Origin of the sequence: Nonomuraea sp. NPDC005692 (genome assembly GCF_040631115.1) — a bacterium.
Classification (GTDB): Bacteria; Actinomycetota; Actinomycetes; order Streptosporangiales; family Streptosporangiaceae; genus Nonomuraea.
Genome location: NZ_JBEXYU010000001.1, coordinates 732659 through 759628, shown reverse-complemented (window position 1 = coordinate 759628; position 26970 = coordinate 732659). Strand labels below are relative to the sequence as shown.

Below are 26970 nucleotides of genomic sequence, written 5' to 3'. Positions count from 1 at the left end.
AACGTCTATACCGTCAATCCGTGAATGCCCCGAAGAAGCTGCTGAAGGGTTTGCTGGCGGCCATCGTGCTGATCCCGGTGAGCCTGATGGCGACCCCTGCTTCCGCAGCACCCCCCACTGTCGATCCCGAGTACCCCTGGCGGCAGAACCACTGGCCGCAGACCCAGCCCTGGCAGCAGGACGAATCGGCCGACGCCCAGACGTTGCGCGCCCGTCCTCCCGGCGGCCTCACGCCTCTCGACCCGCAGAACTGGGAGAACCCCGACCACATGACGTGGGCGGACTACAAGAAGCCGCCGGGCACGAACTGGAACGACCCGGCCGTCAAGGGCTCCAAGCGCACCTTCAAGGGCGCGCTGGTGCTGCTCGACTACCCCAACCAGGCGTTCGTCGTCACCCAGCCCAAGGGCTCGACGATCTACGCCAACCCGAGCGCCGAGGCCCATGACGTCCCGCGCGACCAGGTGGCCAAGTTCTACCAGGACTTCCTCAACACCCCGAACGACCTCAACAAGGGTCACACCATCCACGAGTACTGGATGGAGGACTCCGGCGGCCGGTACGGCGTCGAGCTGACCGGGTTCGGCCCGTACACGATGCCGGGCAAGGACCACGAGTACGCGCTGGAGCCCGGCTTCAACGGCACCTCGGGCTGCCCGGCGGGCGACACCTGCAGCAAGAACCTGCGCACCGACGGCCACAACGCGTGGATCAACGCCGTCGGCGAGGAGGTCGCCAAGCAGTACGACTTCATCTTCTACCTCAGCGCCGGCCAGGACGAGTCGTCCACCTGGCAGGAGTTCGGGATGATGAAGTTCCCGACCAAGGAGGACGTGCCCGACGAGTGGGGCCCGCCCGACCCGGCCCTGCCCAACTGGCTGAAGACGCGCTACGTCGACTGGTCCTCCTGGCAGGCGGCCTCCAACTTCTGGCCCAACGCCAACATCGGCGTCGACTCCGTCCAGGCCGAGAGCTCCGGCATGGCCGTCTACGCCCACGAGTTCAGCCACATCCTCGGCGTGCTGGACAACTACAACAACCCGTACGGGGTGCCGCCGGTCCGGGCGTACACCGGCGTCTGGGAGATGCTCAGCCGCGGCAGCTTCAACGGCCCCGGCGGACCGCACTCCCGCTGGCTGATCCCGCCCACGGCGGGCGCGTCCATGGGCGCCCAGCACATGCTGCGCAACAAGCTCAAGCTCGGCATGGTGGACGAGCAGAACGTCCTGCGCCTGTCGCGTGAGGCGCTCGACGAGTCCGGCCTGGTCACGGCCAAGGTCCTGGCCCGCGCCGTGCGGCCGGGGCAGGGCGACCTGTCGGGCGTCAACATCTCCTTCGACGCCCCCGGCGACAAGAGCACCTGCTCGGCGACCGACCCGCTGTGCGACCGCGGCGGTTACCAGAACTACACGGTCGAGGTCGTGGACCGGATGGGCTCCGACTCCTTCACCCCCGACTCCGGCGTGCTCCTGGCCAAGACCAAGAACGAGGACCGGGCGCCGTTCGAGTGGGTGGTCGACGCCAACCCGCAGGACATCGGCATGACCGACTACGTGATGCCCGACGGGACCAAGGTGCCGATCACCGTCGGCGACTACCGCCAGCTCTCCGACGCCCTCTTCCACGCCGGGACCGACTCCGGCAGCGAGTACGAGTACGTGGACCAGGCCAACCGCCTGCACTTCTACGTCACCGACCTCAAGCGCAACCGGAACGGCGAGCTGTCCTACTCCGTCGCCATCCGGTCGCTGGACGGCTCGGGCCCGCAGAAGCGCGGCGTGCGGGTGCTGCCCGCGGCCGGCGTCCCCACCGGCAAGAACATCTCCACCTGCACGTTCCCGGTGTTCAACACCGGCAAGGCGGCCCCCGCCCAGGGGCAGCACCCCGAGGACGTCAGCGCCTACCTCAACTCCGACGTCTACCGGGTCAAGGCCGAGGTGCAGGGCAAGGGCTGGACCGCCCAGGTGCCCAACGCCCTGGCCTCCGTCGCCTTCGGCAAGCAGGCGCCGGTGACGGTCAACGCGGTGCGCGCGCCCGGCGGCGACCGTCTGGCCCGCGTCAAGCTCACCGCCACCTCGGAGAGCGACCCGACCAAGACCGCCACGGCCACCTGCCACGTGATCGGCCTGTAGCGGAACGATGGGGTACGGCTGGCGCTCGCCGTGCCCCATCGGCTTGAATCACCCCCGGAAGGGGGTGTTCGGGTGCCGGGCAACTTACCGGATAAACCGCGACGTAAGCGGGTGACATGGGCGGCGCCCGTCTCGGCGGGGCTCGCGGCCGGCGCCGCCAGTGTGCTGGCCGCCTCGCTGGAGTGGGACATCCCGCCGATGGCCAAGATCGGGGTGACGCTCGCGGCGGCGCTGCTGGTCGGCGTGACCACGTGGGCCACCACCGAGGCCACGCCCCGGCGGCGCGTCGCGCCCGCGCCCGAGCCCGGCGTCCGGCCGCCCGACCAGTGGCCGCCGGTGCCCGAGCACTTCACCGGGCGCGCCGACTCCCTCGCCACCCTGCGCGAGGTCTTCGCCGCCCGCCGGAAGTCCTCCGACCTGTCCCCGCCCCTGGTCGTCTCCGTGTACGGCCGCGGCGGCGTCGGCAAGTCGGCGCTGATGACCAGGTTCGGGCAGGAGGTCGCCGACTGGTTCCCCGACGGCCGGCTGCACGCCGACCTGCGCGGCGTCGTCGACGCCCCGGTACGCCCCGAGGAGGTGCTGATCGGCTTCCTGCGCGGCCTGGGCGTGCGGCTGGCCACCGACCCCGGCGGCCTCGACGAGCTGCGCACCCTCTGGCTGACCTGGACCAAGGGCCGCAAGATCCTCATCGGCCTGGACAACGCCCACGACGCCGCCCAGATCAAACCGCTGATCCCGGCCGAGCCCGGCTGCGCGGTGCTGGTCACCTCGCGCTCCCCGCTGTTCCTGGACGGCACCCACGACACCCGGCTCGGCGTGTTCACCGAGGCGCACGGCGTGGAGCTGCTGGCCCGGCTGGCCGGCGGCGCGCGGGTCGTGGACGACCTGGAGTCGGCCAAGGAGATCGTCCGGCTCTGCGACCACCTGCCGCTGGCGATCAACATCTGCGGCGGCCGGCTGGCCACCCGCGAGCAGTGGACCCTGCGCGAGATGGCCGAGCGGCTGAGCGACGAGCGCCGCCGTCTCGACCAGCTCCAGGTGGCCCAGGGCGTGGACAAGAGCGTGCGGGCCTCCGTGCAGCTCAGCTACGACGACTGCACCGGCATCCAGCGCCGCCTGCTGCGCCTGCTCAGCGCGCTGCCCGCGCCGGACGTGCCCGGCTGGGTGGCCGGCGAGCTGCTCGACATCTCCGGCCTCGACGGCGCCGACCAGCTCGAAGCGCTGATCGACGCCCAGCTCGCCGAGTGCTCCGGCACCGACCAGACCGGCGCGATGCGCTACCGCCTGCACGACCTGGTCCGGGTGTTCGCCGCCGAGCTGGCCGGCCAGGACGAGGAGGAGCGCCGCAGGGCCGCCGTGGAGCGCGTCCTGCACGGCTACCGGCGCCGGGCCGAGGAGGCCGCCCAGCACCGCTGGCCGCAGGACTGGAGCAAGGGCGGCCGGCGCGCCGACGCCGAGGGCCAGCTCGGGGCGGGCGACTGGCTGAACGCCGAGCGGCTGTCGCTGCTCGGCATGATCAACCTGGCCGCTCAGTTCCGGCTCTGGGAGCTGACCTGGGGGCTGTCCAGGGCGTTCTGCTCGTTGTGCCACTCGCTGCGGGCCTACTGGGCCGACTGGGCGGACGTCGCCGACATCGGCTGCGAGGCGGGCCGGCGTACCGGTGACCGGCGCGCGCTGGCCATCGCGCTGCTGAACAGCGCGATCGTGCGCGGCGGCATGGGCCTGCGCGAACGCGCGCTGAACGAGGCCGAGCAGGCGCTGGAGATCTTCGGCGACCTCGGCGAGACCTGGTGGGCGGCCCGGGCGATGCGCACGGTCGGCATGACCCTGATCAGCGGCGGCCACCTCGACCGCGCCCAGGACTACCTGATCGGGGCGATCACCGCGTTCAAGCACGAGGACGACCTGTGGTGGATGGCCCGCACCCAGCGCAACCTGGCCGAGATGCGCATGGCGGAGCGCCGCCCCGAGGAGGCCCGTGACCTGCTCGAAGACGCCCTGGAGATCTTCCAGCGGGCGGGCAACCGCTACTCCGAGGCCCAGACGCTGCGCGTCTACGGCGAGGCGCTGGCCGCCCAGGCGCGCGGCGAGCGCCGGGCCGGCGACCACCGGGCCTCCGACGCCCTGTTCGCCAGGGCCGGGTTCAGTCTCGACCGGGCGGCCGAGATGTTCCGGCAGCGCGGCGAGCTGTGGGAGGAGGCCCGCTGCCTGCGCGCCGCGGGCGAGGTGGGCGATCCGGCGGGCGGTCTGCGGGAGCTGGAGTACGTCCGGCGGGCCGAGGAGATCCTGGTGGCGCTCGGCGACTCGTGGGGGGTGGCGCGCACCGCGGTGTCGGCCGGGCGCGCCCTGGCCCGGCTGGGCCGGATCGAGGAGTCCGGGCACGAGCTGCGCCGCGCCGTACGCGGTTTCCAGGAGCTGGAGGACCGCTGGTGGATGGCCAGGAGCCTGCGCTACCTCGGCGAGGCGCACCTCGACGCGGGTGGCCCGGACGCGGCGGTCGGGCCGCTGGAGCAGGCCAGGGAGATCTACCGCAGCCTGGGCAACGAGGCGGGCATGCGCCGCACCCTGGAGCTCCTGCGGCAGGCCAGGCCCTGAGCGCCGGAGATCAGGAGTCGCGCGAGGGGTGCCGCTGCGGGCCGGTCGTGCGGTGCGCGGCGCGGTCGTGCCCGCCGGTGCGGGGGCCGAGCGCGCCGGTGCCGTAGGCGTCGCTGAAGGGGCTTCTCAGCAGTTCGCCCGCCGCCTGCCTGGCCTGCAGCACGCTCTCCTCGAACAGCTTGCGCACGTGGGCCGCCTGGTCGGACAGCTCCCGGATACGCTCGTGCGCCAGCTCGTCCCGTACGGTGTCGGCGAGGAGCTGCTGGTACTCGGGGGTCTTGGCGGCCAGCGCCTCCAGACGTCTGTGCGCGTGGTAGACCTTGTCCGCCTTGAGCACCTGCTTGGCGTACTTCTCCAGGTGGCGTACGCGGTGCGAGAGCGAGGTCCAGGCGGCGTCGAGGGCGCTGGTGTACGGCTTGAAGGCGTCCTCCATGCCCGGTGGCAGCTCGTGAGGGATGAGCCTGCCCTGCTCGGCGTGCATCGACGACAGCCGCCGCAGCCGGTGGGCGATCTGCCAGACCTCCTCGGGCAGCGAGACCTGGTTCTCGACCGAGTCGATCAGCCCGGCCTTGTGCACCTTGGAGTTCAGCACGGCCGTGGCCGCGTCCTGGGCGCGGCGCAGCAGCACCTGGCAGGGACGGTCGAGGTCCTCGGGCAGGACGTAGCGGTCGGCGTGGGTGGTGGCGAGACGTAGTCGTCGTTTGACGATCCGGTGGGAGCTGTCCAACGCCATCCACCGGATCAGGGCGATCAGCCCCATGCCGAGCCCGGCCACGAAGACGACCTCGGCGTTGTCGGTCACGATCAGGACCATCACCAGCAGGGCCGGAAGCGCGAAGAGCAGGGCGGGGCTGAAACTGGGGTCCATCCGCCTGCCGGAACGGGCCATATGAAGGATGTGCGGACTCGACCGCAACTCGACCGAGACGTCCGGGGGCAGCGATGGATCGATCACCAGCCGGGGAGGCAGTGCGCGTGGATCCATACGTTCATGCTGCGTTATGAACTAGGAATCCGCTCATGATTGGCCGACATATAAGGTCGAAGTAATGGATGAGATGACAAGATGGATCGATCTGGAAGGCGCCGTCAACGTACGTGACCTGGGCGAACTTCCCACCCGTGACGGCGGGCTCACCCGCCGCGGCCGGATCTTCCGAGCCGACAACCTGCAGGGCCTCACCCCGGCGGACGTGTCGCTCCTGGTGAGCGAGCTGAACCTGCGCCACGTCGTGGACCTGCGCTCGACCGCCGAGGTCAACCTGGAGGGCCCCGGCCCGCTCACCCGGGCGCCGGAGGTGACCCACCACCACCTGACGCTGTTCGCCGAGGGCGGCAGGCACACCGACGTCGAGGCCGACTCCATCGACGGCGACCGCGTGCTGCCCTGGCAGGAGCGGGAGGTCGACGAGGAGCTGCGCGTGACCGGCTTCTACTTCGGCTACCTGCGCGACCGTCCGGACGCCGTCGTGGCGGCCCTGCGCGCCATGGCCCTCGACGACGGCGCCGCGCTGGTGCACTGCGCGGCGGGCAAGGACCGCACCGGCGTGCTGTCGGCGCTGGCGCTGGAGGTCGCCGGGGCCACCCGCGAGGCCATCGTGCGGGACTACGTGGCCACGGGCGAGCGCCTGGAGCTGATACTCAAGCGCCTGCGCGCCAGCGACACCTACCGGGACGACCTCGACTCCCGCCCGGCCGACGACCACAGGCCCTGGGCCCGCTACATCGAGCAGTTCCTCAAGGTGCTGGACGACCGCTTCGACGGCCCGATGGGCTGGCTGCGCGGCCACGGCTGGACCGAGGCCGACAACACCGCCCTGCGCGCCCGCCTCCGCGACTGATCAGCACGATCAGTCAGGGGGGCAGCCCGGGTGTCAGCTCGGGGGTCAGCCCAGGTGGACGACCATGCGCTGGGCGGCCGACAGGTGGGCGGCCTCGATGACGGCCAGCGTGTCGATCGAGCCGCGCGGGTCCACCGGCGGCGGCGCGCCCTCGCGCAGGGCGCGTTCCACCCCGCGGTAGAAGTCCAGGTACGCGCCCGGCTCGGTGGGAACGGGCCGGGCGTCGTCGTCGGTGCCGAGCAGGCCCCAGCGGCTCTCCTCGTCCGTGCCGAAACCGGGGGAGTCCGGGGTCAGGCCCGCCCGCAGGCGCTCCTCCTGCACGTCCATGCCGTGCTTGACGTACGCGCCCGCCGAGCCCAGCACCCGCAGCCGCGGCCCGAGGCGGGCCGTCACCGAGCTGGCCCACAGGTGGGAACGCACCCCGCCCGCGTGCCGGAGCGCGATGAACGTGTCGTCGTCGGAGGCCACGCCGGGCCGCCGCACGTCGCTCTCGCAGTAGACCTCGTGCGCCGGGCCGAACAGTTGCAGCGCCTGGTCGACCAGGTGGCTGCCCAGGTCGTAGAGCAGGCCGCCGATCTCCTCCGCGCCGCCGGTCTCCCGCCAGCCGCCCTTGGGCACCGGCCGCCAGCGCTCGAACCTCGACTCGTAACGCAGCACGTCGCCGAGCCGCCCCTCGGCGATCAGCCGCCGCACGGTGAGGAAGTCGCCGTCCCAGCGCCGGTTCTGGAACACGGTCAGCATGACGCCGGCCTGCTCGGCCAGCCGAACCAGCTCGCGGGCCTCCTCGGCGGTGCGGGCGACCGGTTTGTCCACCACGACGGGCAGGCCCTCGGCGAGCGCGGCGGCGGCCATGCTCACGTGCGTGCGATTGGGGGAGGCGACCACCACGAGGTCGCTGTGCTCCCACAGCTCACGCATGTCCGGCACGCCGGCCGCGCCGTACCGGTGGGCCACCTCGGCCTGCCGCTCCGGATTCCGCGTGACCACCGCCGACAGCCGCAGGCCCGGAGTGGCATGGACGAGCGGGGCGTGGAAGTACGCGCCCGCGGTGCCGTATCCGATCAGGCCGACCCGGATCTCGCTCATCCGCCCAGGTTAGCCGGTACGGGCCGGGCCGCCCGTCACTCGTCGTCGCGTTCGGCCAGGAACCGTTCGAACTGGGCGGCCAGCTCGTCGCCCGTGGGCATCGGGGTCGTCTCGGCCATCAGGTTCTCCCGCTCCGCGCCGCCCGCGAACGCGTCGTACTGCTGCTCCAGGCCGCTGATGGCGGTCGACAGCTCCGAGGACGCCTGGATCTGCTCCTCGATCTCCGCCGTCGTACGGTGGGCCGCGTCGCGCAGCGCCTCCATCGGGAACACCAGGCCGGTGCCCCGCGTCACCGCCTCCAGCCCGGTCACCGCCGCCGTCGGGTACTCCGCCTGTGACAGGTAGTGCGGCACGTGCACCGCGTACCCGACCGCGTCGTGCCCCTGCGCGCCCAGCCGCAGCTCCAGCAGCGCGGCCGCGCTCCCCGGAACCTGGACCCGGCCGAAGGCGCTGGTCTGGGAGTTGATCAGCTCGGGGCGGCTGGCGTGCATGGTGATGCCCAGCGGCCGCGTGTGCGGCACCGCCATCGGGATGCCGTGCAGCGTGACGATCTTGCTCACCTTCAGCCGTTCCAGCAGCTCTCCCACAGCGCGGGTGAACAACTCCCATTCCCGGTCCGGCTCCGGGCCGCTCATCAACAGGAACGGCGTGCCCGTGGCGTCATGGGCGACATGGACGGCGAGCTCGGGGCTCTCACACTCGACCCAGCGGTCGGTGTCGAAGGTCATGATGGGCCGCCGGGACCGGTAGTCGAGCAACCGGTCCACGTCGAACGTCGCCACGACCCGGTGCTCCAGCTCGGCCAGCAGGTGGCCCAGCGCGAGGCGTCCGGCGCCGCCCGCGTCGACGAAACCGTCGAAGTGGTACAGCAACACCGGATCAGTCAGCTCGGGCGCGTCGTCTGCGAGCCTGTAGAGATCCTTCGGGTCGAACACGGTTGGACAGCCTTTCCCTAGGTACTCTTCCCCAGAACCTATGGCGAGTCGGATCGATTCCGCGCAAGGCACCCTATCGAGCCGCAATCCGGCACCCGGTCGGAGACGGGGGTGTCCGCCCTGGCCGGAGCGGCGGCTCCAGGATGTCGCCCGCCGACCCCGGAGGCTGGCGTTCCGGTCAATCTCGCCATCAGCAAAGGTGACATTTTGCTGATGGTGTCGGCCGATCATGGTCGTGCGGAGCCGGGTGAATGTTCATCGCGTCCGGATCCGGCTCCGGCCGCGCCTACGGCCGCGGGCGCGGGGCGCTTCCCTGGGGCGGGTTCACGCAGGAGTCGGCCGTGGTCAGAGCGCTGCCGGTGACGGAAGCCGATCAGCGGTACGGCGCCTCGCAGGCATTGGACCGGCCTGAATAGCGGCAAATGCCCAGTTTATCCACCGGGTGCCTTGGAGGATTCCATAGTGCGAAAAAGGCATTAAAGGGCTCCAAGTTGTCGAGTGTGGCCTTTTGAACAGCCGATCGTCATGCTGAAGGACGTGGCAACTTCTGCGCATTCCTTCAGTAGGCGACCGCTCCACATCCCTCCGCTCCCGTGCCCGTTCCCCAACGAGATCAACGTGCATGCCGCGGAGGTCGACGAGGAGAGCCACAAGTGGCTGGCCGCCTCCAACATGCTCAAGGGCGCCGACACCATCGAACACTTCCGGCGCTCCAAGATCGGCCTGCTCGCCGCCCGTACCAACCCCGAGGTCCCGCGCGACAGCCTCCGGCTGATCAACGACTGGTACAACTGGCTCTTCGCGTTCGACGACGCCTTCTGCGAAGGTGAGCTGATGGGGCACCGGGCCTCCGCGCTCGCCCGCGCCCTGCCGCCGCTCCTGGAGATCCTGGACGACCGCAGGGAGCCCGACGACAAGGACCCCTTCGGCCTCGCCCTCAACGAGCTCCTGCACCGCATCGTCGCCACCTCCACCCCGGCACAGGTGGACCGGTGGCGCATCACGGTCAAGGAGTACCTGTTCGCCCAGATCTGGGAGGCGGCCAACCGCGAGGTCGACCTGATCCCCACGCCGCAGGACTACATCCTGATGCGCCGCATCACCGGGGCCACCTACACCTGCTTCGCCCTCATCGACGCCGGCGGCGGCTACCGCCTCGAGGCCGAGGAGTGGCACCATCCCGACGTCCGCATGTTGTCGGACCTGGCCTGCGACCTCATCGGCTGGGACAACGACCTGCTCTCCTACGCCAAGGAATGCGACAACGACAAGGCCCGGCACAACCTCGTCACCGTGCTGGCCACCCACCGGAACCTCACCCTCCAGGACGCCCTCCTGGAGGTCTCCGACATGCACAACCAGGCGATCGCCGCCTTCCTCGACCGGCGCGCGGCGCTGGAGGAGTGGGCCCCGCCGCCCGTCCGCACGTACGTCCGCGGCCTTGAGCACTGGGTACGCGGGCACATCGAGTTCTCGCTCGGCAGCGCGCGTTACGTGCACGCGTGGCCGGAGGGGACTTGCTGGCCCCAGGCCGTGTGAGGCCCCGGGATCAGTCCTCGGCCGGGGCGTCCAGGTCGCCGAGCGCGAGCGTGGACGCCTCGTCGAGGTCGAGGCGGGCGCCGTTCTCGAAGGCGTTCTTGTAGGCCAGCTCGCCCATCATCGACTTGCAGTCCTCGACGCACGCGTCGTGGTCGTCGGTCAGGAACGGGGCGCCCATCTGCGGCAGGCCGGCCGTCCGCCAGTTCTGCTGCAACGCGCCCAGCAGCTTGGCCGCCGTCGGCGCCTGCTTGAGCGCGATGAGGATGCGCGCGGTCGTCTCCAGCACCAGCAGCGTGCCCAGCGTGTCGTGGAAGTGCCGCTTGATCCGCAGGCCCTCGCGGGCGTTGTGCAGCGCCTCTCCCGGCCGGTCGGTGGCGAGCCTGGTGCGCGACATCGCCCACTGGGCGTACGAGCTGACCCACAGCTCGCCGCGCTCCCGGCACACCTGAAGGCAGTCCTGGAGCAGCGACTCGGCCTCGAACAGCTCGCCCTGCGCCGACAACACCAGCGACAGCTCGACGATCGCGGGCAGCAGGCCCGGGTTGAGCTCCTTGTTGTCGGTGTTGAACTCGATCGCCACGCCCAGCAGCGCGCTGGCCTTCTGCAGGTCGCCCTGGAGCAGCGCGGCCGTGCCCTGCATCTTCGAGGCCAGGATCACCGCCCTGGAGTCGCCCACCCGGACGGCCTCCGTGCTGCACTGCTCGGCCGCCGTCAGCGCGCCGACGCTGTCACCCTGCGCGCTGCGCACGTAGGACAGCACCCACAGGGCCTTGCAGCGCTCCTTGCTCGGTGAGGGGTTGGCCTCCAGCGCGCGTTCGAGGTAGAGACGCCCCTCCCGGACGAATCCGCAGCACACCCACATGAACCACAACGACGCCAGCAGCGTGAGCGCAGAACCGCTGCGCATGGGCGAGGACAACGCGTGCTCCAGCGCGACCCGCACGTTGTCGTGCTCCTGGCGCATGCGCACGAACCAGTAGATCTGCCGCGGACCCGACCACGCGTCTTCGCTGCGCTGGGCCAGGCTCAGGTAGTACTCCAGGTGGCGCTGCCGCATCTGCTGGGCCTGGCCGAGCTTGTCCAGCCACTCCTCGCCGTACTCGGCCAGCGTGTCGATCAGCTTGTAGCGGACGCCGGAGTGGTGGCTCCTGATCATCAGGATCGACTTCTCCACCAGCCCGGTGACCAGATCGGTGATGTCCTCCGACGGCAGGCGCCCGTCGGAGCAGACGAACCTGGCCGCGTCGAGCTCGAAGTCGCCGGCGAACACCGACAGCCGCGCCCACAACAACCGCTCGGCGGGCTCGCACAGCTCGTGACTCCAGCCGATCGCCGCCCGCAGCGTCTGGTGGCGCGGCAGCGCCGTACGGCTCGCGCCGGCCAGCAGGCTGAACCGGTCGGCCAGCAGCCCGAGGATCTGCTCCACCGACAGGGCGCGCAGCCGCACCGCCGCCAGCTCGATCGCCAGCGGGATGCCGTCGAGCCTGCGGCACAGCTCGGCCACCGCGCCGATGTTGTCCTCTTCGAGCTGGAAGTCGGGCACGACCGCTCCCGCCCGCAGCGCGAACAACTGCACCGACTCGTTGGTGAACAGGTTCTCCGTCGGGTCGTCGCCGGGCACGACCAGCGGCGGCACCGGCACCACCTGCTCGTACGGCAGGTGGAGCGACTGCCTGCTCGTGGCCAGCACCTTCAGGTTGGGCGCGGCCTCCAGCAGCTCGTGGACCAGCTCGGCGCAGCCCTGCACGAGGTGTTCGCAGGTGTCGATGATGAGCAGCATGTCGCGTTCGCCGACCCACTCCGACAGCGACTCCGACTCCGCCCGGGAGGACTGGTCGGCGATGCCGAGCGCCGAGGCGATCGTGTGCTTGACCATGCCCGCGTCCTGCAGCCGGGCCAGGTCGGCGAACCACACGCCGTCGGGGTACTGCGTACGGACCTGGTGCGCCAGCCGCAGCACCGTGCGTGACTTGCCCACCCCGCCGATGCCGGTGACGGTCACCAGCCGGGACTCGGCAAGATGCCGCTTGAGGTTGGCGAGTAACCGGGTCCGTCCCACGAAGCTGGTGAGCTCCGCCGGTAGATTGCCTTCTCTCCGCCAGCCTGTAGGGGTGGCCATGCGCAGCCTCACGGGGGATCGGCGACACCTGCCCTGGCATCGTACCGCCGGGCGCGAGGGCTGTCCGTGGAGCCGGGAAGACGACCGGTGTTGGTTTGTACGTCTCGGTAGCATGTTTTCCGTGGACGAATTTCTCCCGGAGCAGACTTCGGACGACACCGACCTCGGCTGGGGCGACTGGCGTGAAGCCGACGCCGACGCCTTCTACCTCGACAACAAGCCTCCGCACTGGGGCTGACCTGGCCGCCCGCGCCGTCCTGGGGCCGGGCGTCCGCTTCTCTGGGCCCCGGCCGCTCCCGAAACGGCCCGCCTGATCCCCCTTTCCGGCCCATCGCCCCCAGGGCCGCCCTATCCCGGTACGCCATCTTCTGGCACGCCGAATCCCACTCGTCCCATTAGGTCGTGTCTCTGGGGATCGTCAGCCGGTTGTGGACGGCGGGCGATGCGGACGGTGGCTGCGGAGCGGACGACGAGTTCGCCGTGCCGGATGGTGATGCCGCGATGGCGTTCGAGCCGGTTGATGCCGCACCCGACGGCTGAGCGGGCGCGGTGGCCGGCCGCGCCGAAGGACGGTGGACGGCCACTACGGCCGCCGCGCCACTGCCGGGCGGCGACGCGGTCGGCCGGTTCGGCACGGTGCGCGCCGGCGCTGCCCGATCGCGCGGGAGCAGTACGCCTTGTCGGCCCGGACGCTCAGCTACCGGTCAAGGCTCCGCCGAGGTTGCACGCCACCCGCGCGGCCCGCCTCGCTCACCTGGGCCGGTGAGCTGCGGCAGGGTGTCGTTGCCGAGGCGGGGCGAGTTCCATGGGACCTCCGGCGCCGGGACGCCGATCGATGAAGGGGCGATGTCCGCCGCACGCCGTCGCCTCAGAACATTCCGTGCGGAACCCGCGCCGCTTCCGGCACCGGCTGGACCACGTCCCAGTGCTCGACGATCTGCCCGGCGGCCAGCCGCCAGATGTCGACGACGGCGACGCCGCGCGGGTCGTCGTCCGTGGTCATGAGGTAGTGCAGCACCACGTGATCGTCGTCGGCGATCACCCGCTTGAGGTCGAGCCGGGCCCGCGCCACGGGAGCCTCGGCGATGTGGGCGATGAACGCGTCCCGCCCGGAGGGGTTGTCCGGGCTGTGCTCGACGAAGTCCTCGTGCAGGAGCGTGCGGAGCACGTCGATGTCCCCGGCCGCGAACCGGGTGAAGCCGTCGAGGACCAGGTGCTTGTTGCGGGTGGTCGTGCTGGTGTCGTTCATGGGGAACACCGTCGCAGCGGTCGCCCGGCGGTGTCGATTACATGGCATGTAATCGTGCAGGTCGGCGTGGTGTGAGGATAATCGCCGGATGAACCAGGACCGGCCGATCGGCGAGTTGCTGCGCGAGTGGCGGCACCGCAGCGGGCTCAGCCAGCTCGATCTGGCGCTGCAGGCGGACGTGTCCGCCAGGCACGTCAGCTTCGTGGAGACGGGACGGACCATTCCCAGCAGTGCGATGGTGCTGCGTCTGGCCGAGAATCTGGGCGTCCCGCTGCGGGAACGCAACCGCCTGCTGGTCGCGGCCGGTCACGCGCCCGTCGTCCGCGAACGGCCGCTGAAGGACCCGCACCTGGCTTCGGCGCGGAACGTCCTGGAGCAGATCCTGCGCGGGCACGAACCGTATCCGGCGCTGGCCGTCGACCGGCGCTGGAACCTGCTGTTCGCCAACTCGGCGATCGACGTCTTCCTGGAAGGCGTCGACGCGGAGTTGCTCCGGCCGCCGGTCAACATGATGCGGCTCGGTCTGCACCCGGGCGGGTTCGCGCCGCGGCTGCTCAACCTCGGGCAGGTCCGCGGATTCCTGCTGCCCCGGCTCGCCCGCCAGGTCGCGCGGAGCGGCGACGCCGAACTGAGCGCACTGTACGAGGAGGTGCAGTCCTACGGTCCCGCGGGCGACCCGCGGCCACCCGATCCGGCCGAGATCGCGCTCCCCATCCGCATCCGGCATCGCGGAGCGGAGTTGTGTTTCGTCAACACCATCACGACGTTCGGCGCGGCCTTCGACGTCACGCTCGATGAGATCGCCGTCGAGGCGTACTTCCCCGCCGACGACGACACCGCCCACTTCTTCAGGACGGCTGCCGCAACCTGATACCGCCGGTCCGGAACTGTGACCGACCAAGAGCGTCGTCCTCGACCGTCACGACTGACCCCTACGCCGACATCGCGGCCATCGTGGACGGCCGTACCGGCGACGACTACGACGAGGCCGACGAGTCGCGCTACGTCCAGCTGTTCGGGGAACTGGCCCTCGTGCTGGAGATCGTCTTGCAGCCCGGCACCTACGAGCGGTCAGCGAACGGACGCCGGCAGGCCGCGGCCACGGTTTCGTGAATGCGCCACCACTCTGTGAGCGTGTTCTTACGCTGAGTGGATGACACAACCCCCCACATCGTGGATCTTGTACGCCTACAGCGCGGCCGACGACGTCAGGGCCACTGACCGGCAACTGGCCGAGATGCGCGGCTGGGTCGCGGATCGCGGCGGCGAGATCGTCGAGGAGTGCTTCGACCTCTGCGGCCGCAGCCAGCTCCTGGCCGTACTGACCCGGGCCGCCGACGACGGCGCCGGGGTCCTGGTCGTCGATCGGGCCCGGCTCGGCCGCCCCCCCTCGGCGTCATGCCCGCCCACGACCCTGCTCCCGCTGAGGCCGCTCGGCGGGAACGCCGGCAGCTGCTCGCCGAGGCCCGCGCCCAGCGGGCGAAGGCCCAGCGGTTCTGCGACGAGCGGGCCGAACGGGTCCGGCGGCTGGAGCAGGACCTGGGCATCGTCGTCCGGCCCTTCCGCTGCCCGTGCGTCCTGCGCCACCCCGACCGGCCCGAGCCGGAAATGTTCGGTCACTGCACCTGCCCGATCGACTTCGGCCACCTGCACGACCACGGCATGTCGTGGTGGCGCGGCGGCACCATGTTCGCCGCGGTCGTGGAGCCGTACGAGGTCTGCGGCGAATCGGTCGCCGTCCTGACCGAGTCCTGCCGACCGTTCGACCTGCGGGTGCAGGTCAGCGGCCAGCACGCGGTGCACTGCCCGCCGTACACGCTCGCGGTCGTGGTGCTGCGCGGCGAGGACACCTTGCCGGATCGCGAGCGACCGGCCGCCGTCGGCTGACGGGCACGTGGGACCCGAAAGCGTAGCTGCACGCCCTCCCCTCCTCAGGCGCCTTGCCAGGACCAGAGCGTGACCGTACGGTCACGATGAGCACGCTCCGGAGGCGAACGTACGACGAAGGGAGAGCGCCATGGGCAGGCACGGAGGCGGCGGCAAGAAGAACACCTACGAGGACTTCGAGCCCCCAGGCGACGAGCAGTACGACGGGGAGGGCAAGGGAGGCGGATCACGCGAGAAGCCGAGGCACTCCGACGGCAGCGCCGATGACTGACCACGACCTCGAGGGGCTGCTCGATGCCATGATGGCGCGCATCGTCTCGGTGCGCGCGCCGGTCGGTGAGCGGATCGAGCAAGCCCTGCGGGCGGCGCGGCGCCACCACTACGTCCCGCCGGTGGCGCTGATCCCGGCCGGCGACCGGCCGTATCTGGTCGACCGGGACGCCGACCCCAAGGAATGGCTCACCGCCGTCTACACCGAGGGCGCGATCGTCACCCAGCTCGACGACGGTGCGACCGACCTGCGTGCTTTGGAAGGCGCCTACAGCTCGTCGTCGTCCGCGCCCGCGACGGTCGCCGACCTGCTCGAACTCCTCGACCCCCGGCCGGGAGACCGGGTACTGGAGATCGGCACGGGCATGGGGTGGACGTGCGCGCTGCTGTGCCACCTGGCCGGTGAGGAGAACGTGACCTCCGTCGAGGTCGACCCGGCGCTCGCGGCGGCGGCCGCGGACAACCTCGCCGGGGCGGGTCTGCACCCCCACCTGGTCGTCGGTGATGGCGCCGCGGGGGCCGCAGGCCGCGCCCCGTTCGACCGCGTCCATGCCACCTGCGCTGTCCGGACGGTGCCCTACGCCTGGATCGAGCAGTGCCGCCCCGGAGCGGTGATCGTCACCCCCCTGCACACCGGGATCGGGGACGGGCACGCGCTGCGGCTGGTCGTGCTGCCGGACGGCACCGCGCACGGCCGTTTCCGGGAGTACGCCGACTACATGACCCTGCGGTCACAGCGCCCCGTCTACCATCCGGACCCGGACGGGGCCGAGCCGCGGGAGAGCACCACGCGCGTGGACCCTCGCATGATCGCGCACGCGCCACCCGGTGCCCGGCTCGCGGTCGCCGCCCTGACGGGGCTGCGACTGGACATCCGGGAGGAGCCGGGGCGTTTCCTGGCCTGGGTGTCGGGCGGCCCAGGGGAGAAGGCATTGGCCGTCTGGGAAGACGGGCAGGACGAGTACACGCTGTTCGAGCTGGGCGACCGGCCGGTGTGGGACGAGGCCGTGGCCGCCTACTTCCAATGGGTCCGGCTCGGGGAGCCCCGACGCGACCGGTTCGGCATGACGGTCAGCCCCCAGGGTCAGCAGTACTGGATCGACTCACCTGCCCGGGTGCTGGGCTGACAGCCGCCGGGCCCGCCGGCCGAGGGGGCCCGGGGGAAGCGCGTACCGGAACCCGTGACAGCCCGGCGACAGTGCGAGACCATCGGCCATGCGCCCCGACAGCTGCGGGCGCTGACCGGCGGATATGCCGACCGGGTGTGCGGCCCTTCGGGCATCCCGGTTCGCCGCCGCAAGGCAGTGCCCATGCTCCCTTGGCGGTTCTAGCCCAGCGGCGGCGTTGGCTCATGTTCGCCTGCTAATCGGTCCATACAGACGCTCTGCGGTCTTGCTCCGCTGCAGGTGCCAGCTCCGGGCGCAGGAAGCGTCAGGGCACGATGACAGAGAAAGAAGCGTCGGCGGGCCCGGAGCCATTACTGGTCCTGACGAGAACATAGCGGTTTCCAGCGCCGCACCGCGTCCCAGACTCCTCCACGAACGCGCCAGAGTTCCACGTGGGCACGCTGATCCAGCGAATGTTGGCTACCGGGACGCCCCTGCTGGCGTCGTAGTCGCTGTCGAGTTGGACGCAGTACTGGCCGACGTCGAGCTTTCTCACCGCAGTGACGCCCTTGGAGCGCACCACGGTGGCGTCGGCGTTGACGATGGCCACGGCGCGGGCGCCGGTAGCTTGGGCGTCGCCGAGGTCGGCGTAGGCGGCGGATGTGGCTAGTGAGGCGCTGACGGTGAAGGCTGAGGCCAGTGTGAGAGTGATGGCGGTTCTGCGCATGGGATGCTCCTATGGAAAAGGGTGTGTCTGCTCCAGTTGGCGATAGCAACGTGACCGATCAATCGCCAACAGTGGTTGATCGGCTACATATTGCGACTATGTCCGACAGGCCGCCACTACGAAGCGCCTAAAGCCCTGCCATCTTTCGGTGATCATTCCTCGTTCACGGTTGGACGTCAGAGCCTTGCTTGGCCGCCGAAGACGCTCCAGCCGAAGAGGTGCGCTGACCGACGGCCAGCGCACCTCTTCGGGGGCGGCGCGCTCGGCCGCCGGCAACGCGTCAACGGCCGCCGCTACCTCTACCTCCTGGCCACCACTCGCCACATCCACGAGATCGAAGTCCACGTCGCCCTGGCCGACCTCGTCGAAGTGATCAACCTCCCCACCCGCTGAACCACACCCCCCGCCCCCCTCCCGCCGGACCCCCGGCGAGATCCTGTGACAGCCCGCCGCCGGTACGAGAGCTTCAGCCCATGCACCGCGCCTACATCACCGCCACCGAACTGTTCGACCAGCTCGGCCGGTCCGGCGTCGTGGTGGCCGACTGCGGCGCCTGCCAGGAGTGCAAGCTGCGCCGGGCTGGGTGTTGAGTCTGTACGGCGACCGCGACCCCATCAGCTACATGCGGGTTCAGCCGGAACCTGATGATGGAGGTCCCGGCAGACACTGCGACGGATGCAGGAAGACATCGACACGCCGTTCGATACCTTCGCCCCCGCCTCGACCTCGATCCCACGCATGTCACAGAGGAGCACGGCGCAACGGCAGAGCGCGACGACGACTATTAGGCGGACAAGGAATCTTCAGCATCAGAAAAAGGAATCCGATAAAGCGGTTTCCGTCGTCGCGAAACCCTCAGACGAGAAACACGGGATTTTCGCCGGCGTCTTGACTGCCCATCCGCTGAAGGGCGCACCATGAAGAGACAGGCAGGAGACGAACAACGGGGGGAGTCTCATGCTCAGGAAAGCATTCGCCGTTGGGGCGCTGGTGGCGGCCACCACCTTGGCCTCGCCGGCGTTCGCGCAGGAGCAGCCCAGTCCAGCTCAAGCGTCCAGCACATCCACCGTCTGCACGTCCACCTCCGCATACGGCAAGCCATGCGAGTGGCGCGAAGGCAAGCACAAGCGATGCAAGTGGTGCCAGAACAAGAAGGGCGTCTACAAGAAGCAGTACTGCGAACAGAAGAGCGCGCCCGGAAAGGCACCCGAGTCACCGAAGAAGGAAGAGAAGAAGGAAGGCATCCTCTGCAAGGGCGACCTTGATGAGGACGCAAAGCCGTGCCAGAGATGCGTTAACCAGCGGACCGGCAAGATATTCGGCTCGACCTGTAAGGGCGAGAAGTCTGGAGACCCTGCTCCCTAGCATCTGCCCTGCCAGTCCTCGGCACTCCGGGACATGAGCCTCCACCCACGGCAGGGCTCACGTCCCGGAGTGCAGACGTCGCCACTGCACTGACCTGTCTCAAGGTCGAGACGCTCAGCGACCTGCTGGCCTTCCCGGAGCATCCGGACCTGGCCGCCCTGTGGATCGAGGCCCACGCGGAGGGCGACGATTTCGGCGACCCGCACTTCCGTCCTCCCACCTCAGGGCGGGAAGACGCCTGACGAGCCGCCTCCGCGGGACAAGGGGATGAAACCTCGCCTCGCGGAGGGCACCCCCCACCGCCTGAGCGGAGGCCCAGATGGCCGGCCGCCCTTCCGCGACCCACGCACTTACTGCGGCGCCGGTACCGCCAGACGCGGAAGCCGCCTACTGGACGATGGACGACGTCGCCGAGTACCTCGGCGTCAAGCGCGCCACTGTCCACACCTCCCAGAGCCGGTGTCCTGGTCAAGGAGGAGGATCCGGCGGTCCTCGATGAGAACGCCGGTGACTCGTACCTTCATCACCGGCGCACGGTACCCCTGCGACCCGCGCCAGCGGGGCGGTTGAACAGGCGAAGGTCGTGGTGGCCGCCGGAGGGCTGGGCACCCAGGTGCGCGCATGGGGGCTACCTGCCCAAGGAGTGCCTGCCGGTGGAGGGCACGCCCGGGATCGTTCGGCTGCTGGACGAGATCGCGGTGCTGGGCGAGGCCCGCGTCAGGCCCTGACCGGCGATGGGGGGTGAGCGGTATCTACGGGCCGCGGGCCTGCCCGGGGCGGGCGGGCTGCCGGTCGCGGGGATGACAGTGGAATGGGTGGCCCAGGCGGGCACCTACGGGGCTCTGACCTCGCTGATCAATGGCGCCGACCACCTGGGCGGCGTGGGCGGGGAGCTGTTCGTGGCCTACGGCGACAACCTGCACCCCGGATGCGAACCCGCTCGGGCACTTGCGCCAGGCGCTGCCGGGCGTGGCCGTGCTGGGCCGCCCCTACCGCAGGGAACTGGCCCAGCTGCGCGGCGTGATGGCGACCGAGGCCGAGCCGGGCGGTCTGAGGCGTGTCATCGAGCTGGCGGAGAAGCCGGGCCCGCGGGCGGCTCAGGAGCTGGATGCCCGCTCTGGGGTGGGGAACCTGCTGCTGGTGGAGGGGCGTGCTCGCGTGGACGGCGAGTTCGTGGACTTCGCCAGATTCTCCCGCTGCCAGGCAGGTGCTGAGCCGCGGCTGTCGCTGTTCCTGGGGGGAGTGGGCTCGCAGGCGGCCGGTGCACGTAGTGGCCATCGCGAGCCTGGTGGTGGATCTGGGCGTCGCGGCCGGCTGATCACGGACACGGAGGAAGCCCAGGGCGCGGACGGTGGACCCTGGCCAGTTGCCGACCTCCGAACGGTGCGCGCGGTACTGCATCGACACCGCCGCGCCTGGGACGCCTTCGGGGACCGCGACCGCGCCGTCGACGCGCTGCTGCGGCCGAGCGGGCAGCCCCGGAGGAGGTCCGCCGGCCATCGGTCACCGCGATGCGGTACCAGCCCGGACGCGTCCCCCAACTGAGCTGGCGGCGCGCACGCAGAGCGCCTAGGGGGCGCGACCTGGAAGGGGTGTCCCGCTGCGCTGTTCCAGGACGCGCCCGCGTCCGCGTACCGGTGCTAGGGAACGGCCTTGAGGAGCCAGATTTCGTTCTCTTCGTGACCGGGTTCGGACTGCACCACGCGCGCGCCCGGGTCGGTGGAGGCGTTCGCGACTGCCAGCACCTTGCCTGAGTGCTTGGCGATGAGCCGGTAGACGCCCGCCTCGTGTTCCTTGAGGTACCAGATCTGGCTGGGGCTGCCGTTGATGCCCCACTGCATCGCGAAGTCGGAGTTCTGGTTCGCCAGGGTGACGTCGAGGGCCTTGCCGGAGTGTTCGGCGATGAACTTGTAGCCGCCCTCGGCGGGTTCCAGGCGGAAGATCTGGTTGGGCTTTCCGTGGGGAGTCCACTGGATCACCCAGCCACCGTCGGACATGTCGTATTCCATGATGTCGAGGGCGAGCCCGGACTTCTTGTTGATCAGGGTGGCTCGGGCCGGGATGTCCATGCGGTTCCTCTCGAACTGGAGCGGGAGGTGGCGGTGCGCCGCCTTGTCTCCATAAGAGACGATCTCGCACGGGAAATCACCCTTCGGCCATGACCGCTTGCGGACAGGGGGCTGCTGCAGGAAAGCGGCGGACTCTCACCCAGGGCTGGCGCGTGCTGAGTGGTGGCTGACGCAGGCCCCCGGGGGAGCGCTCTGAGCTTGGGGCTGCCCGGCGTGGGCGGGGGAGAGGCGGGCGCTCTGAATAACAGATGTACCGACATTCAAATTCGAGGATTTCTGAATTGCTGGGATGCCAGGCGAATACGTTTCAAGATCCCGATCTGTTGTCGCGTGGGTTCCTGCTGTCGTTCCTTGGCGGCCTGTTCGATCGCCCGCATGTCCAGGAGCCGTTCGACGTGAACGGAAACGAGCTCGGCGATCTCGGTGGCGCTGACCGTCTGCTCCGTGCGGTGTTTCGTGCGTACCTCCCAAGCTGCCTCACCAGCCCACGTAAGCAGGGAGAGAGCCGCACCGGTGAGGAGACCGGCCCAATAGAGGGACCGCTCGGCCGCCTTCTGAGCGGGCATGGAGGTGAAGTTCCCGTACTGTGCAGAAACGGCGCTGGTGCCGGTCGAATCGTAGGCGGATATCGGCGACAGGTTGATCGGCTTTGCCGTCGCCCGCCAATAGAGCCCGGGTCCCTTGTAGTCCGCGGAGATCACCTCGGGCTTGATGTTGGTGGCATCCTCGTCTGTGAGTTGAACGTTCCAGCTGGCTGAGATGGCGGCAACGGCGTCACGCTGCCCTTCGACGCTGAAACCGGGCAGATGCGCGCTGAGAGCAGGTCCGTTCCTGGCGAACAGGGGAGTCCTCAGCTTGCCGGTGATCCAGAACCAGCGGTCTGTCCCGCACGTCTCGCCGGCCAAGTGGGTGGTGAAGGATGTGGCCCCGGGCGTTTCGATGCTCGGTTCCTCCGTCTCCGTCGCCTTGATTGTCCCGCCGGAGAAATCAAGAGACTCGGTACGGAGATCCTTCAGGTAGATGGTCGTCGGCGTGCAAGGGGAACTGCTGCCCGGCTGGGCGGGGACCTCCGCCTGAAACTCCATGCGGAAATAGGAGGGGTTCTCCTCGGTCATGTAGAACTGAATGGAGATGTTCTTGGGGACGGTGCCGAGGTTGAGGTGAACCCCTCCTGAGTCGGGAACGCTGGGGAACGTGGTAATCGCGCTCTCGTACTCCCGTGTCCCGAGCAGCATCATGATCAACGCGAGCAGGGTAAGGGACACCGGTAGCCGCCACGGCCCGGTGAACAGCCGGGCCTCCTTGCTCCCTAACTCGCTGGGCTGAAGATCCGCCGCGTCCAGACCGTCATCGGCAGGCCCTGGACGACGAAAGACAGTGTGAGGCACATCAACAACATCCCCATCCCGCGATGGCGCGGTACGGCATGGCCGCGATCTGTTCTCATCGCGTGACATCTCTCAGCAAGAATGCGCCGCTGCTGCTCAGCGCGCTGTGTTGACACCTCATGGCCAGCGAGGCGTGCGCTAGCTTCGAACGCATCGCCGCTGGTTGTGGGCCGAACTCTCACCTCTCACCGAGGGAGAGCCGCTCGTGGATCAGTTCGAGCTTCCCCAGGACATCACCGCGCTGGGCGACGACGAGCTCGCCGAACTCCTGGACGGCGCGGTCGCCGCCTTCGACGCCAAGTCCCACGATCTGCCGCGACTGCACCGGCACGACCGTCTCCACCACGGACTACGCACCCGACGGGTCACGCCGTACACGCCGGTCGAGGTGGTGGAATGCGGAGAGCGCCCGCCGAGCCTGCGCAAGCAGGTGTGGAACACCGTCCCGGTCGCCGCAGACCCAGCCGACCCGGCTGGTTCCACGTTCCGCCGACCGCGCCAGTCTGGAACGCGCGCCGTCGCCTTCGTCATCGAACCAGATGCGCAGGGCCTCGCGGCTGGAGGATGCCCTTCTTGGACGTCTCAGACTTTTTTCAAAGATTCTTCGGGACGTGTGTCGATCCGCCCCCGTCCCGTTCGACGCGTCGATGAAAGGAAGGGGACGGGCACGGACCCGGCCCCCGCGACACGTCTCGAAAGGACGACCGGCGACATGCAGAAGATCACGACCTACCTGTGGTTCGACAACCAGGCCGAAGAGGCGGCCGAGTTCTACACCTCGATCTTCGCCGACTCCCGCATCCTGGATGTCCAGCGCTACCCCGAGGGCGGCCCCGGGCCTGCCGGGCAGGCCATGATGGTCTCCTTCGAGCTGGCCGGGCAGCGTTTCCTCGCCCTGAACGGCGGCCCGCAGTTCACCTTCACCGAGGCGATCTCCCTGTACGTCGACTGCGCCTCCCAGGAGGAGGTCGACGACCTGTGGGCCAGGCTCACCGACGGCGGCGAGGAGTCGCAGTGCGGCTGGCTGAAGGACCGGTACGGCCTGTCGTGGCAGATCGTCCCGAGGGCCCTTCCGGAGCTGATGAGCGTGCCGGACCCGGCCGCCGCCCAGCGGGTCATGCAGGCCATGCTGGGCATGCGGAAGATCGAGATCAAGGGCCTGGAGGACGCCGCCAAGGGCGTCAGCTGACCACGTCCTTGCGCCGGAACCTGCGGAAGGCGACGGCGATCAGGATCGCGGCATAGGTGATCGACACCGAGGCGCCCTTGGCCATCCCGCTCCAGTCGAGCTCGGGGGCCAGGGCGTCCAGCCACGCGTTGTTCCAGAACGTCGGCAGGAACTCGCGCAGCGTCCCCAGCGCCTCGACCGCTTGCAGGATGGTGCACACGATCCACAGGCCCACCGCCCCGCCCACCGCGCCGAGCGGCGAGTCGGTCACCGTGGAGACGAGGAACGCCAGGGCCGCCACCACGAGCTGGCTGACCAGGGCGTAACCGATCACGATGCCGAACCGGGGCAGCACGTCGAGCGCCGGGATCGTCTCGCCGGTGCCCGGCACCTGGATGTCGTGCCAGCCGAACGCGACCGTGCCGGCCAGCAACGCCATCAGCGGCAGGCAGATCACCGCCGCCGCGGAGAAGCCGAGCGCCACGATCAGCTTCTGGCGCAGCAGGCGGTCGCGGGGGACCGGCGCGGCCAGCAGGTATCGCAACGACGACCAGTTGGCCTCGGCGGCCACCGTGTCGCCGCAGAACAGGGCGACCGCCACCACCAGCAGGAAGCTCGCCGACACCGACAGGGCGAACGCCGCGAAGTTCAGGCCGCTCGCGGTGGCCAGGTCGCTGATCCGCACCGACGACTGCCCCTGGTTGCCGGACTGCGGCCCGAACTGGAACGCGATCACCAGCACCCACGGCAACGCCAGCAGCAGCCCGAACATGACCAGCGTCCGCCGCCGCTTGAACTGCCTGACGATCTCCACGCGCAGCGGCAGCGTGCGGCGCGGCGCGTAGCCCGGCGCGGCGGTCATGATCTGTCTCCGATGAGGTCGAGGAACACGTCTTCCAGGCGCGGACCGCCGTGCCCGTTGCCGTTGCCCGCCGCCGAGCTCAGCAGCCGCGACACCGGCCCGGTGGAGACCAGCCGGCCGCGGTGCATGACGACCACGTGGCTGCAGGTCTGCTCCACCTCCGCCAGCATGTGGCTGGAGACGATCACGGTACGGCCGTCGCGCGCGTAGCGCTTGAGCACCTCGCGCATCTCCCTGATCTGGGGCGGGTCGAGGCCGTTGGTGGGCTCGTCGAGCACCAGCAGGTCGGGCAGGCCGAGCATGGCCTGGGCGATGGCCAGCCGCTGGCGCATGCCCTGGGAGTAGGTGCGCACGGCGCGGTCGAGCGCCTTGCCCAGGCCCGCGATCTCCAGCGCCTCCTCGAAGTGGGCGTCGGCGGCGGGGCGGCCGGTGGCGGCCCAGTAGAGCTCGATGTTGTCGCGGCCGGACAGGTGCGGCAGGAAGCCGGGGCCCTCCACGAACGAGCCCAGCCTGGACAACACGGGCGCACCCGGGGTGACGGGGTCGCCGAAGATCCGGATCTCGCCGGAGTCGGGGCGGATCAGGCCCATCATCATCCGCATCGTGGTCGTCTTGCCGGCGCCGTTGGGGCCGAGGAGGCCGAGGACCTGGCCCTGTTCGACCCGGAACGACAGCCCGTCGACGGCCCGCTCGCCGTTGCGGTACGCCTTGGTCAGCCCGACGATCTCCAACGGCACCTCCCGGCCGCCGTCACCGCCCGGCGCCTGCGATGCCCCGTCACCGTCCGGGCTCGCGCCGACGTCGACCCTGGCAGCCGAGGCGCGGCCCGAGGGGCGGCCGGTGGCCAGCAGGGCGGCGGCGGCGAGTACGGCGGCCAGGGGCATCGCCCACACCCACCAGGCCACCCCGGTCGGCGGCGCGGCGAGCGTGCGGACCGTGGGGACGGCCAGCGTGGGCGAGGCCAGGGAGACGCCGAACGCGGCGGGCTCGGCCGGGGTCGCGAACCCCATGTCCGTCGTGGTCACGACCAGCCGCAGCCGGTGGCCCACGGCGAACCGGTGGTCGACGGCCGGCAGGGTGACCGTGGCCTCGGCCGAGCCGGCCCCCTCGGGGATCGTGACCCGGAACGGCGCCACCAGCCCCGCCGGCAGCGCGGGCGGCTGGACGGCGTCGGCGACGTCGTAGAGCTTGGCGAACAGTGTCGCCTGGCCCTTGCCCGATACCTTGACCTTGACGGTGGGGCTGCCGGTGAGCTGGAGCGGGGCGGTGAGCGGCGGCGACTCGAACGCCGCGCTCTGGCCGGGCATGTCGATGGACACCCCCGCGCCGCCGCCCTGGCCGCCCAGCAGCCCCCCGACGCCGGGAACCGTCGAGATCGAGGCGGGGGCGCCGCCGGGCGGGTTGACGACGTTCTGCTCGGGGCCGGCGAGCTGCACCGTGGTGGTGTCGGTGCCGGCCAGGCCGGGGTAGGCGGCGGCCTCGGGGTGGAGCCTGATGCGCTGGCGGGTGCCGGGGTCGCGGCCGCCGTCACGGGTGACGGTGAACGCGCTCACCGCGGGCGCGGCCTCGCGCTTGAGGTGGCGGGCGAACCAGGCCGAGGACTGGTCGTAGAGCCAGTCGGCCTCGCCGTTGCCGCCGTCGTGCCCGCCGTCGAACCAGGCCATGCTCACCGGCGTGCCGGCGGCGGCGATGGCCCGGGCGTTGGCGTCGGCGTGGGCGAGCGGGAACAGGGAGTCGCGCTGGCCCTGCAGGAGCAGGGTGGGCGCCTTGATCCGGCCCGCCACGGTGACCGGGCTGGATCTGCGCAGCAGCGCGACGGCCTCGGGCGTCGCCCGGCCGTCTTCGGCGACCTGCTGGTAGATGCCGCAGATCGCCGGCAGGAAACGGCCGCACCTGGCCTGCTCGACGGTCAGCGGGGCGGCGGACTCGCGGCGGGACTGGGCGGCGAAGGTGTCGAGGGAGACGCCCTGGCCGAAGAAGATGCCCGCCCACATGCGCTTGAAGACGCCGTCGGCCACGCGCTGCCCGATCGCGGACTGGGCGCCCGGACCCGGGGCGGCGGCGTTGGGGAAGAGGGCGTCGGCCAGGTCGGCCCAGGTGATCTGCGGGACGATGGCGTCGACCCGCTGGTCGAAGGCGGCGGCCATCAGGGCGATGGCCCCGCCGTACGAGCCGCCCGTGATGCCCACGCGAGGGTCGCCGGCGGCGTCGAGCCGCACCTCGGGCCGCTTGGCCAGCCAGTCGACGAGCTGCTTGACGTCTTTGACCTCGTAGTCGGGCGAGTTGAGCGCGATCTCGCCCGTGGAGCGGCCGAAGCCGCGCGCGGACCAGGTCAGCACGGCGTAGCCGTCCTGGGCCAGGCGGGCGGCCTGCCGGCGGACGCTCTGCTTGCTGCCGCCGAACCCGTGGGCGACCAGCACGGCGGGCGCCTTTCCGCCGCCGGCGGGCGGGAAGAACGTGGCGTCGAGCTCCACCCGCTGGTCGTCGGCGGGCCCGTCGACGACCGTGATCCGCTGGTCCTGACCGCGCGCCTCCGCGGCGGACGGCCACACCAGCCACGTCGTCACCCCGATGACGGCGAGCACCGCGACCAGCGCGGCCACACGTTTCATGGCGGTGAGCCTACTTTCCG

Annotated in this window: 25 protein-coding genes; 14 read left to right on the top strand and 11 right to left on the bottom strand. The window is 70.4% G+C overall.

Going from position 1 to position 26970, the window contains the following annotated elements; genetic code table 11:
• Positions 1 to 20 precede the first annotated feature (20 nt).
• Positions 21 to 2132 (top strand): M6 family metalloprotease domain-containing protein, encoded by a 2112-nt coding sequence (locus ABZ459_RS03575; protein WP_357965315.1) that lies wholly within the window; start codon positions 21 to 23, stop codon positions 2130 to 2132.
• 111 nt (positions 2133 to 2243) lie between these two features.
• Positions 2244 to 4727, top strand: a complete 2484-nt coding sequence (locus ABZ459_RS03570; RefSeq protein WP_357965312.1) for a tetratricopeptide repeat protein — start codon at positions 2244 to 2246, stop codon at positions 4725 to 4727.
• 10 nt (positions 4728 to 4737) lie between these two features.
• Here ABZ459_RS03570 and ABZ459_RS03565 read toward each other — a convergent pair whose 3' ends face one another.
• A complete protein-coding gene (locus ABZ459_RS03565; protein WP_357965310.1) occupies positions 4738 to 5712 on the bottom strand; it encodes a hypothetical protein in 975 nt (324 codons plus the stop codon).
• 73 nt (positions 5713 to 5785) lie between these two features.
• Here ABZ459_RS03565 and ABZ459_RS03560 point away from each other — a divergent pair, with 73 nt between their 5' ends.
• A complete protein-coding gene (locus ABZ459_RS03560) occupies positions 5786 to 6568 on the top strand; it encodes a tyrosine-protein phosphatase (protein ID WP_357965307.1) in 783 nt (260 codons plus the stop codon).
• A 45-nt stretch (positions 6569 to 6613) separates the two neighbouring features.
• Here the strand turns inward: ABZ459_RS03560 and ABZ459_RS03555 are convergent, their stop codons facing one another.
• Positions 6614 to 7654 carry a Gfo/Idh/MocA family oxidoreductase gene (locus tag ABZ459_RS03555; RefSeq protein ID WP_357965305.1) on the bottom strand — a complete coding sequence of 347 codons (1041 nt, stop codon included), beginning with the start codon at positions 7652 to 7654 and terminating at the stop codon, positions 6614 to 6616.
• Between the two features lie 35 nt (positions 7655 to 7689).
• Complete coding sequence (locus tag ABZ459_RS03550; RefSeq protein WP_357965304.1) at positions 7690 to 8589, bottom strand: PAC2 family protein; 900 nt, start codon at positions 8587 to 8589, stop codon at positions 7690 to 7692.
• A 618-nt stretch (positions 8590 to 9207) separates the two neighbouring features.
• Between ABZ459_RS03550 and ABZ459_RS03545 the strand changes: the two genes are divergently transcribed.
• On the top strand, positions 9208 to 10128 hold the full coding sequence (locus ABZ459_RS03545) for a hypothetical protein (protein WP_357965301.1): 921 nt from the start codon (positions 9208 to 9210) through the stop codon (positions 10126 to 10128).
• A 10-nt stretch (positions 10129 to 10138) separates the two neighbouring features.
• On the opposite strand, the gene ABZ459_RS03540 is transcribed toward ABZ459_RS03545, so the two are convergent.
• Positions 10139 to 12187 (bottom strand): ATPase, encoded by a 2049-nt coding sequence (locus ABZ459_RS03540; protein WP_357965299.1) that lies wholly within the window; start codon positions 12185 to 12187, stop codon positions 10139 to 10141.
• Between the two features lie 462 nt (positions 12188 to 12649).
• On the opposite strand from ABZ459_RS03540, the gene ABZ459_RS03535 reads away from it, so the two are divergent.
• A complete protein-coding gene (locus tag ABZ459_RS03535) occupies positions 12650 to 12787 on the top strand; it encodes a hypothetical protein (protein WP_357965297.1) in 138 nt (45 codons plus the stop codon).
• Between the two features lie 328 nt (positions 12788 to 13115).
• Here the strand turns inward: ABZ459_RS03535 and ABZ459_RS03530 are convergent, their stop codons facing one another.
• A complete protein-coding gene (locus ABZ459_RS03530) occupies positions 13116 to 13496 on the bottom strand; it encodes a nuclear transport factor 2 family protein (RefSeq protein WP_357965296.1) in 381 nt (126 codons plus the stop codon).
• 88 nt (positions 13497 to 13584) lie between these two features.
• Between ABZ459_RS03530 and ABZ459_RS03525 the strand changes: the two genes are divergently transcribed.
• The 5 genes from ABZ459_RS03525 (at position 13585) to ABZ459_RS03505 (ending at position 16780) form a co-directional block, all read left to right on the top strand.
• Positions 13585 to 14367, top strand: coding sequence for a helix-turn-helix transcriptional regulator (locus ABZ459_RS03525; protein ID WP_357965294.1), 783 nt, complete (start codon positions 13585 to 13587; stop codon positions 14365 to 14367).
• 83 nt (positions 14368 to 14450) lie between these two features.
• The gene (locus ABZ459_RS03520; protein WP_357965292.1) at positions 14451 to 14609 is read left to right on the top strand and encodes a hypothetical protein; all 159 of its coding nucleotides are present in this window, start codon (positions 14451 to 14453) and stop codon (positions 14607 to 14609) included.
• 285 nt (positions 14610 to 14894) lie between these two features.
• Positions 14895 to 15383, top strand: coding sequence for a hypothetical protein (locus tag ABZ459_RS03515; RefSeq protein ID WP_357965289.1), 489 nt, complete (start codon positions 14895 to 14897; stop codon positions 15381 to 15383).
• 130 nt (positions 15384 to 15513) lie between these two features.
• Entirely contained in the window at positions 15514 to 15654 is a 141-nt protein-coding gene (locus ABZ459_RS03510; protein WP_357965287.1) for a hypothetical protein, read from the top strand.
• The gene (locus tag ABZ459_RS03505) at positions 15647 to 16780 is read left to right on the top strand and encodes a methyltransferase domain-containing protein (RefSeq protein ID WP_357965285.1); all 1134 of its coding nucleotides are present in this window, start codon (positions 15647 to 15649) and stop codon (positions 16778 to 16780) included. Before ABZ459_RS03510 ends, ABZ459_RS03505 begins: the two co-directional genes overlap by 8 nt.
• A gap of 304 nt (positions 16781 to 17084) precedes the next feature.
• On the opposite strand, the gene ABZ459_RS03500 is transcribed toward ABZ459_RS03505, so the two are convergent.
• Complete coding sequence (locus tag ABZ459_RS03500) at positions 17085 to 17486, bottom strand: hypothetical protein (RefSeq protein ID WP_357965283.1); 402 nt, start codon at positions 17484 to 17486, stop codon at positions 17085 to 17087.
• Positions 17487 to 18161: 675 nt separating this feature from the next.
• Here ABZ459_RS03500 and ABZ459_RS03495 point away from each other — a divergent pair.
• From ABZ459_RS03495 to ABZ459_RS03485, 3 genes are all read left to right on the top strand, one after another.
• Positions 18162 to 18407, top strand: a complete 246-nt coding sequence (locus ABZ459_RS03495; protein ID WP_357965281.1) for a hypothetical protein — start codon at positions 18162 to 18164, stop codon at positions 18405 to 18407.
• A 36-nt stretch (positions 18408 to 18443) separates the two neighbouring features.
• Positions 18444 to 18851, top strand: a complete 408-nt coding sequence (locus ABZ459_RS03490; protein ID WP_357965279.1) for a hypothetical protein — start codon at positions 18444 to 18446, stop codon at positions 18849 to 18851.
• Between the two features lie 566 nt (positions 18852 to 19417).
• On the top strand, positions 19418 to 19579 hold the full coding sequence (locus ABZ459_RS03485; protein WP_357965277.1) for a hypothetical protein: 162 nt from the start codon (positions 19418 to 19420) through the stop codon (positions 19577 to 19579).
• Between the two features lie 912 nt (positions 19580 to 20491).
• Here ABZ459_RS03485 and ABZ459_RS03480 read toward each other — a convergent pair.
• The 3 genes from ABZ459_RS03480 to ABZ459_RS03470 all read right to left on the bottom strand — a co-directional run bounded on the left by ABZ459_RS03480 (position 20492) and on the right by ABZ459_RS03470 (position 22654).
• On the bottom strand, positions 20492 to 20920 hold the full coding sequence (locus tag ABZ459_RS03480) for an RICIN domain-containing protein (RefSeq protein WP_357965275.1): 429 nt from the start codon (positions 20918 to 20920) through the stop codon (positions 20492 to 20494).
• Positions 20921 to 21180: 260 nt separating this feature from the next.
• Positions 21181 to 22164, bottom strand: coding sequence for a hypothetical protein (locus ABZ459_RS03475; protein WP_357965273.1), 984 nt, complete (start codon positions 22162 to 22164; stop codon positions 21181 to 21183).
• Positions 22165 to 22486: 322 nt separating this feature from the next.
• Positions 22487 to 22654 (bottom strand): hypothetical protein, encoded by a 168-nt coding sequence (locus ABZ459_RS03470; RefSeq protein WP_357965270.1) that lies wholly within the window; start codon positions 22652 to 22654, stop codon positions 22487 to 22489.
• Positions 22655 to 23020: 366 nt separating this feature from the next.
• Between ABZ459_RS03470 and ABZ459_RS03465 the strand changes: the two genes are divergently transcribed.
• Positions 23021 to 23497 (top strand): VOC family protein, encoded by a 477-nt coding sequence (locus ABZ459_RS03465; protein WP_357965267.1) that lies wholly within the window; start codon positions 23021 to 23023, stop codon positions 23495 to 23497.
• On the opposite strand, the gene ABZ459_RS03460 is transcribed toward ABZ459_RS03465, so the two are convergent.
• Positions 23490 to 24338 carry an ABC transporter permease subunit gene (locus tag ABZ459_RS03460; RefSeq protein ID WP_352359061.1) on the bottom strand — a complete coding sequence of 283 codons (849 nt, stop codon included), beginning with the start codon at positions 24336 to 24338 and terminating at the stop codon, positions 23490 to 23492. The two genes, ABZ459_RS03465 and ABZ459_RS03460, sit on opposite strands and share 8 nt — an antisense overlap.
• A complete protein-coding gene (locus tag ABZ459_RS03455; protein WP_357965264.1) occupies positions 24335 to 26950 on the bottom strand; it encodes a CocE/NonD family hydrolase in 2616 nt (871 codons plus the stop codon). Before ABZ459_RS03455 ends, ABZ459_RS03460 begins: the two co-directional genes overlap by 4 nt.
• Positions 26951 to 26970: the final 20 nt, after the last annotated feature.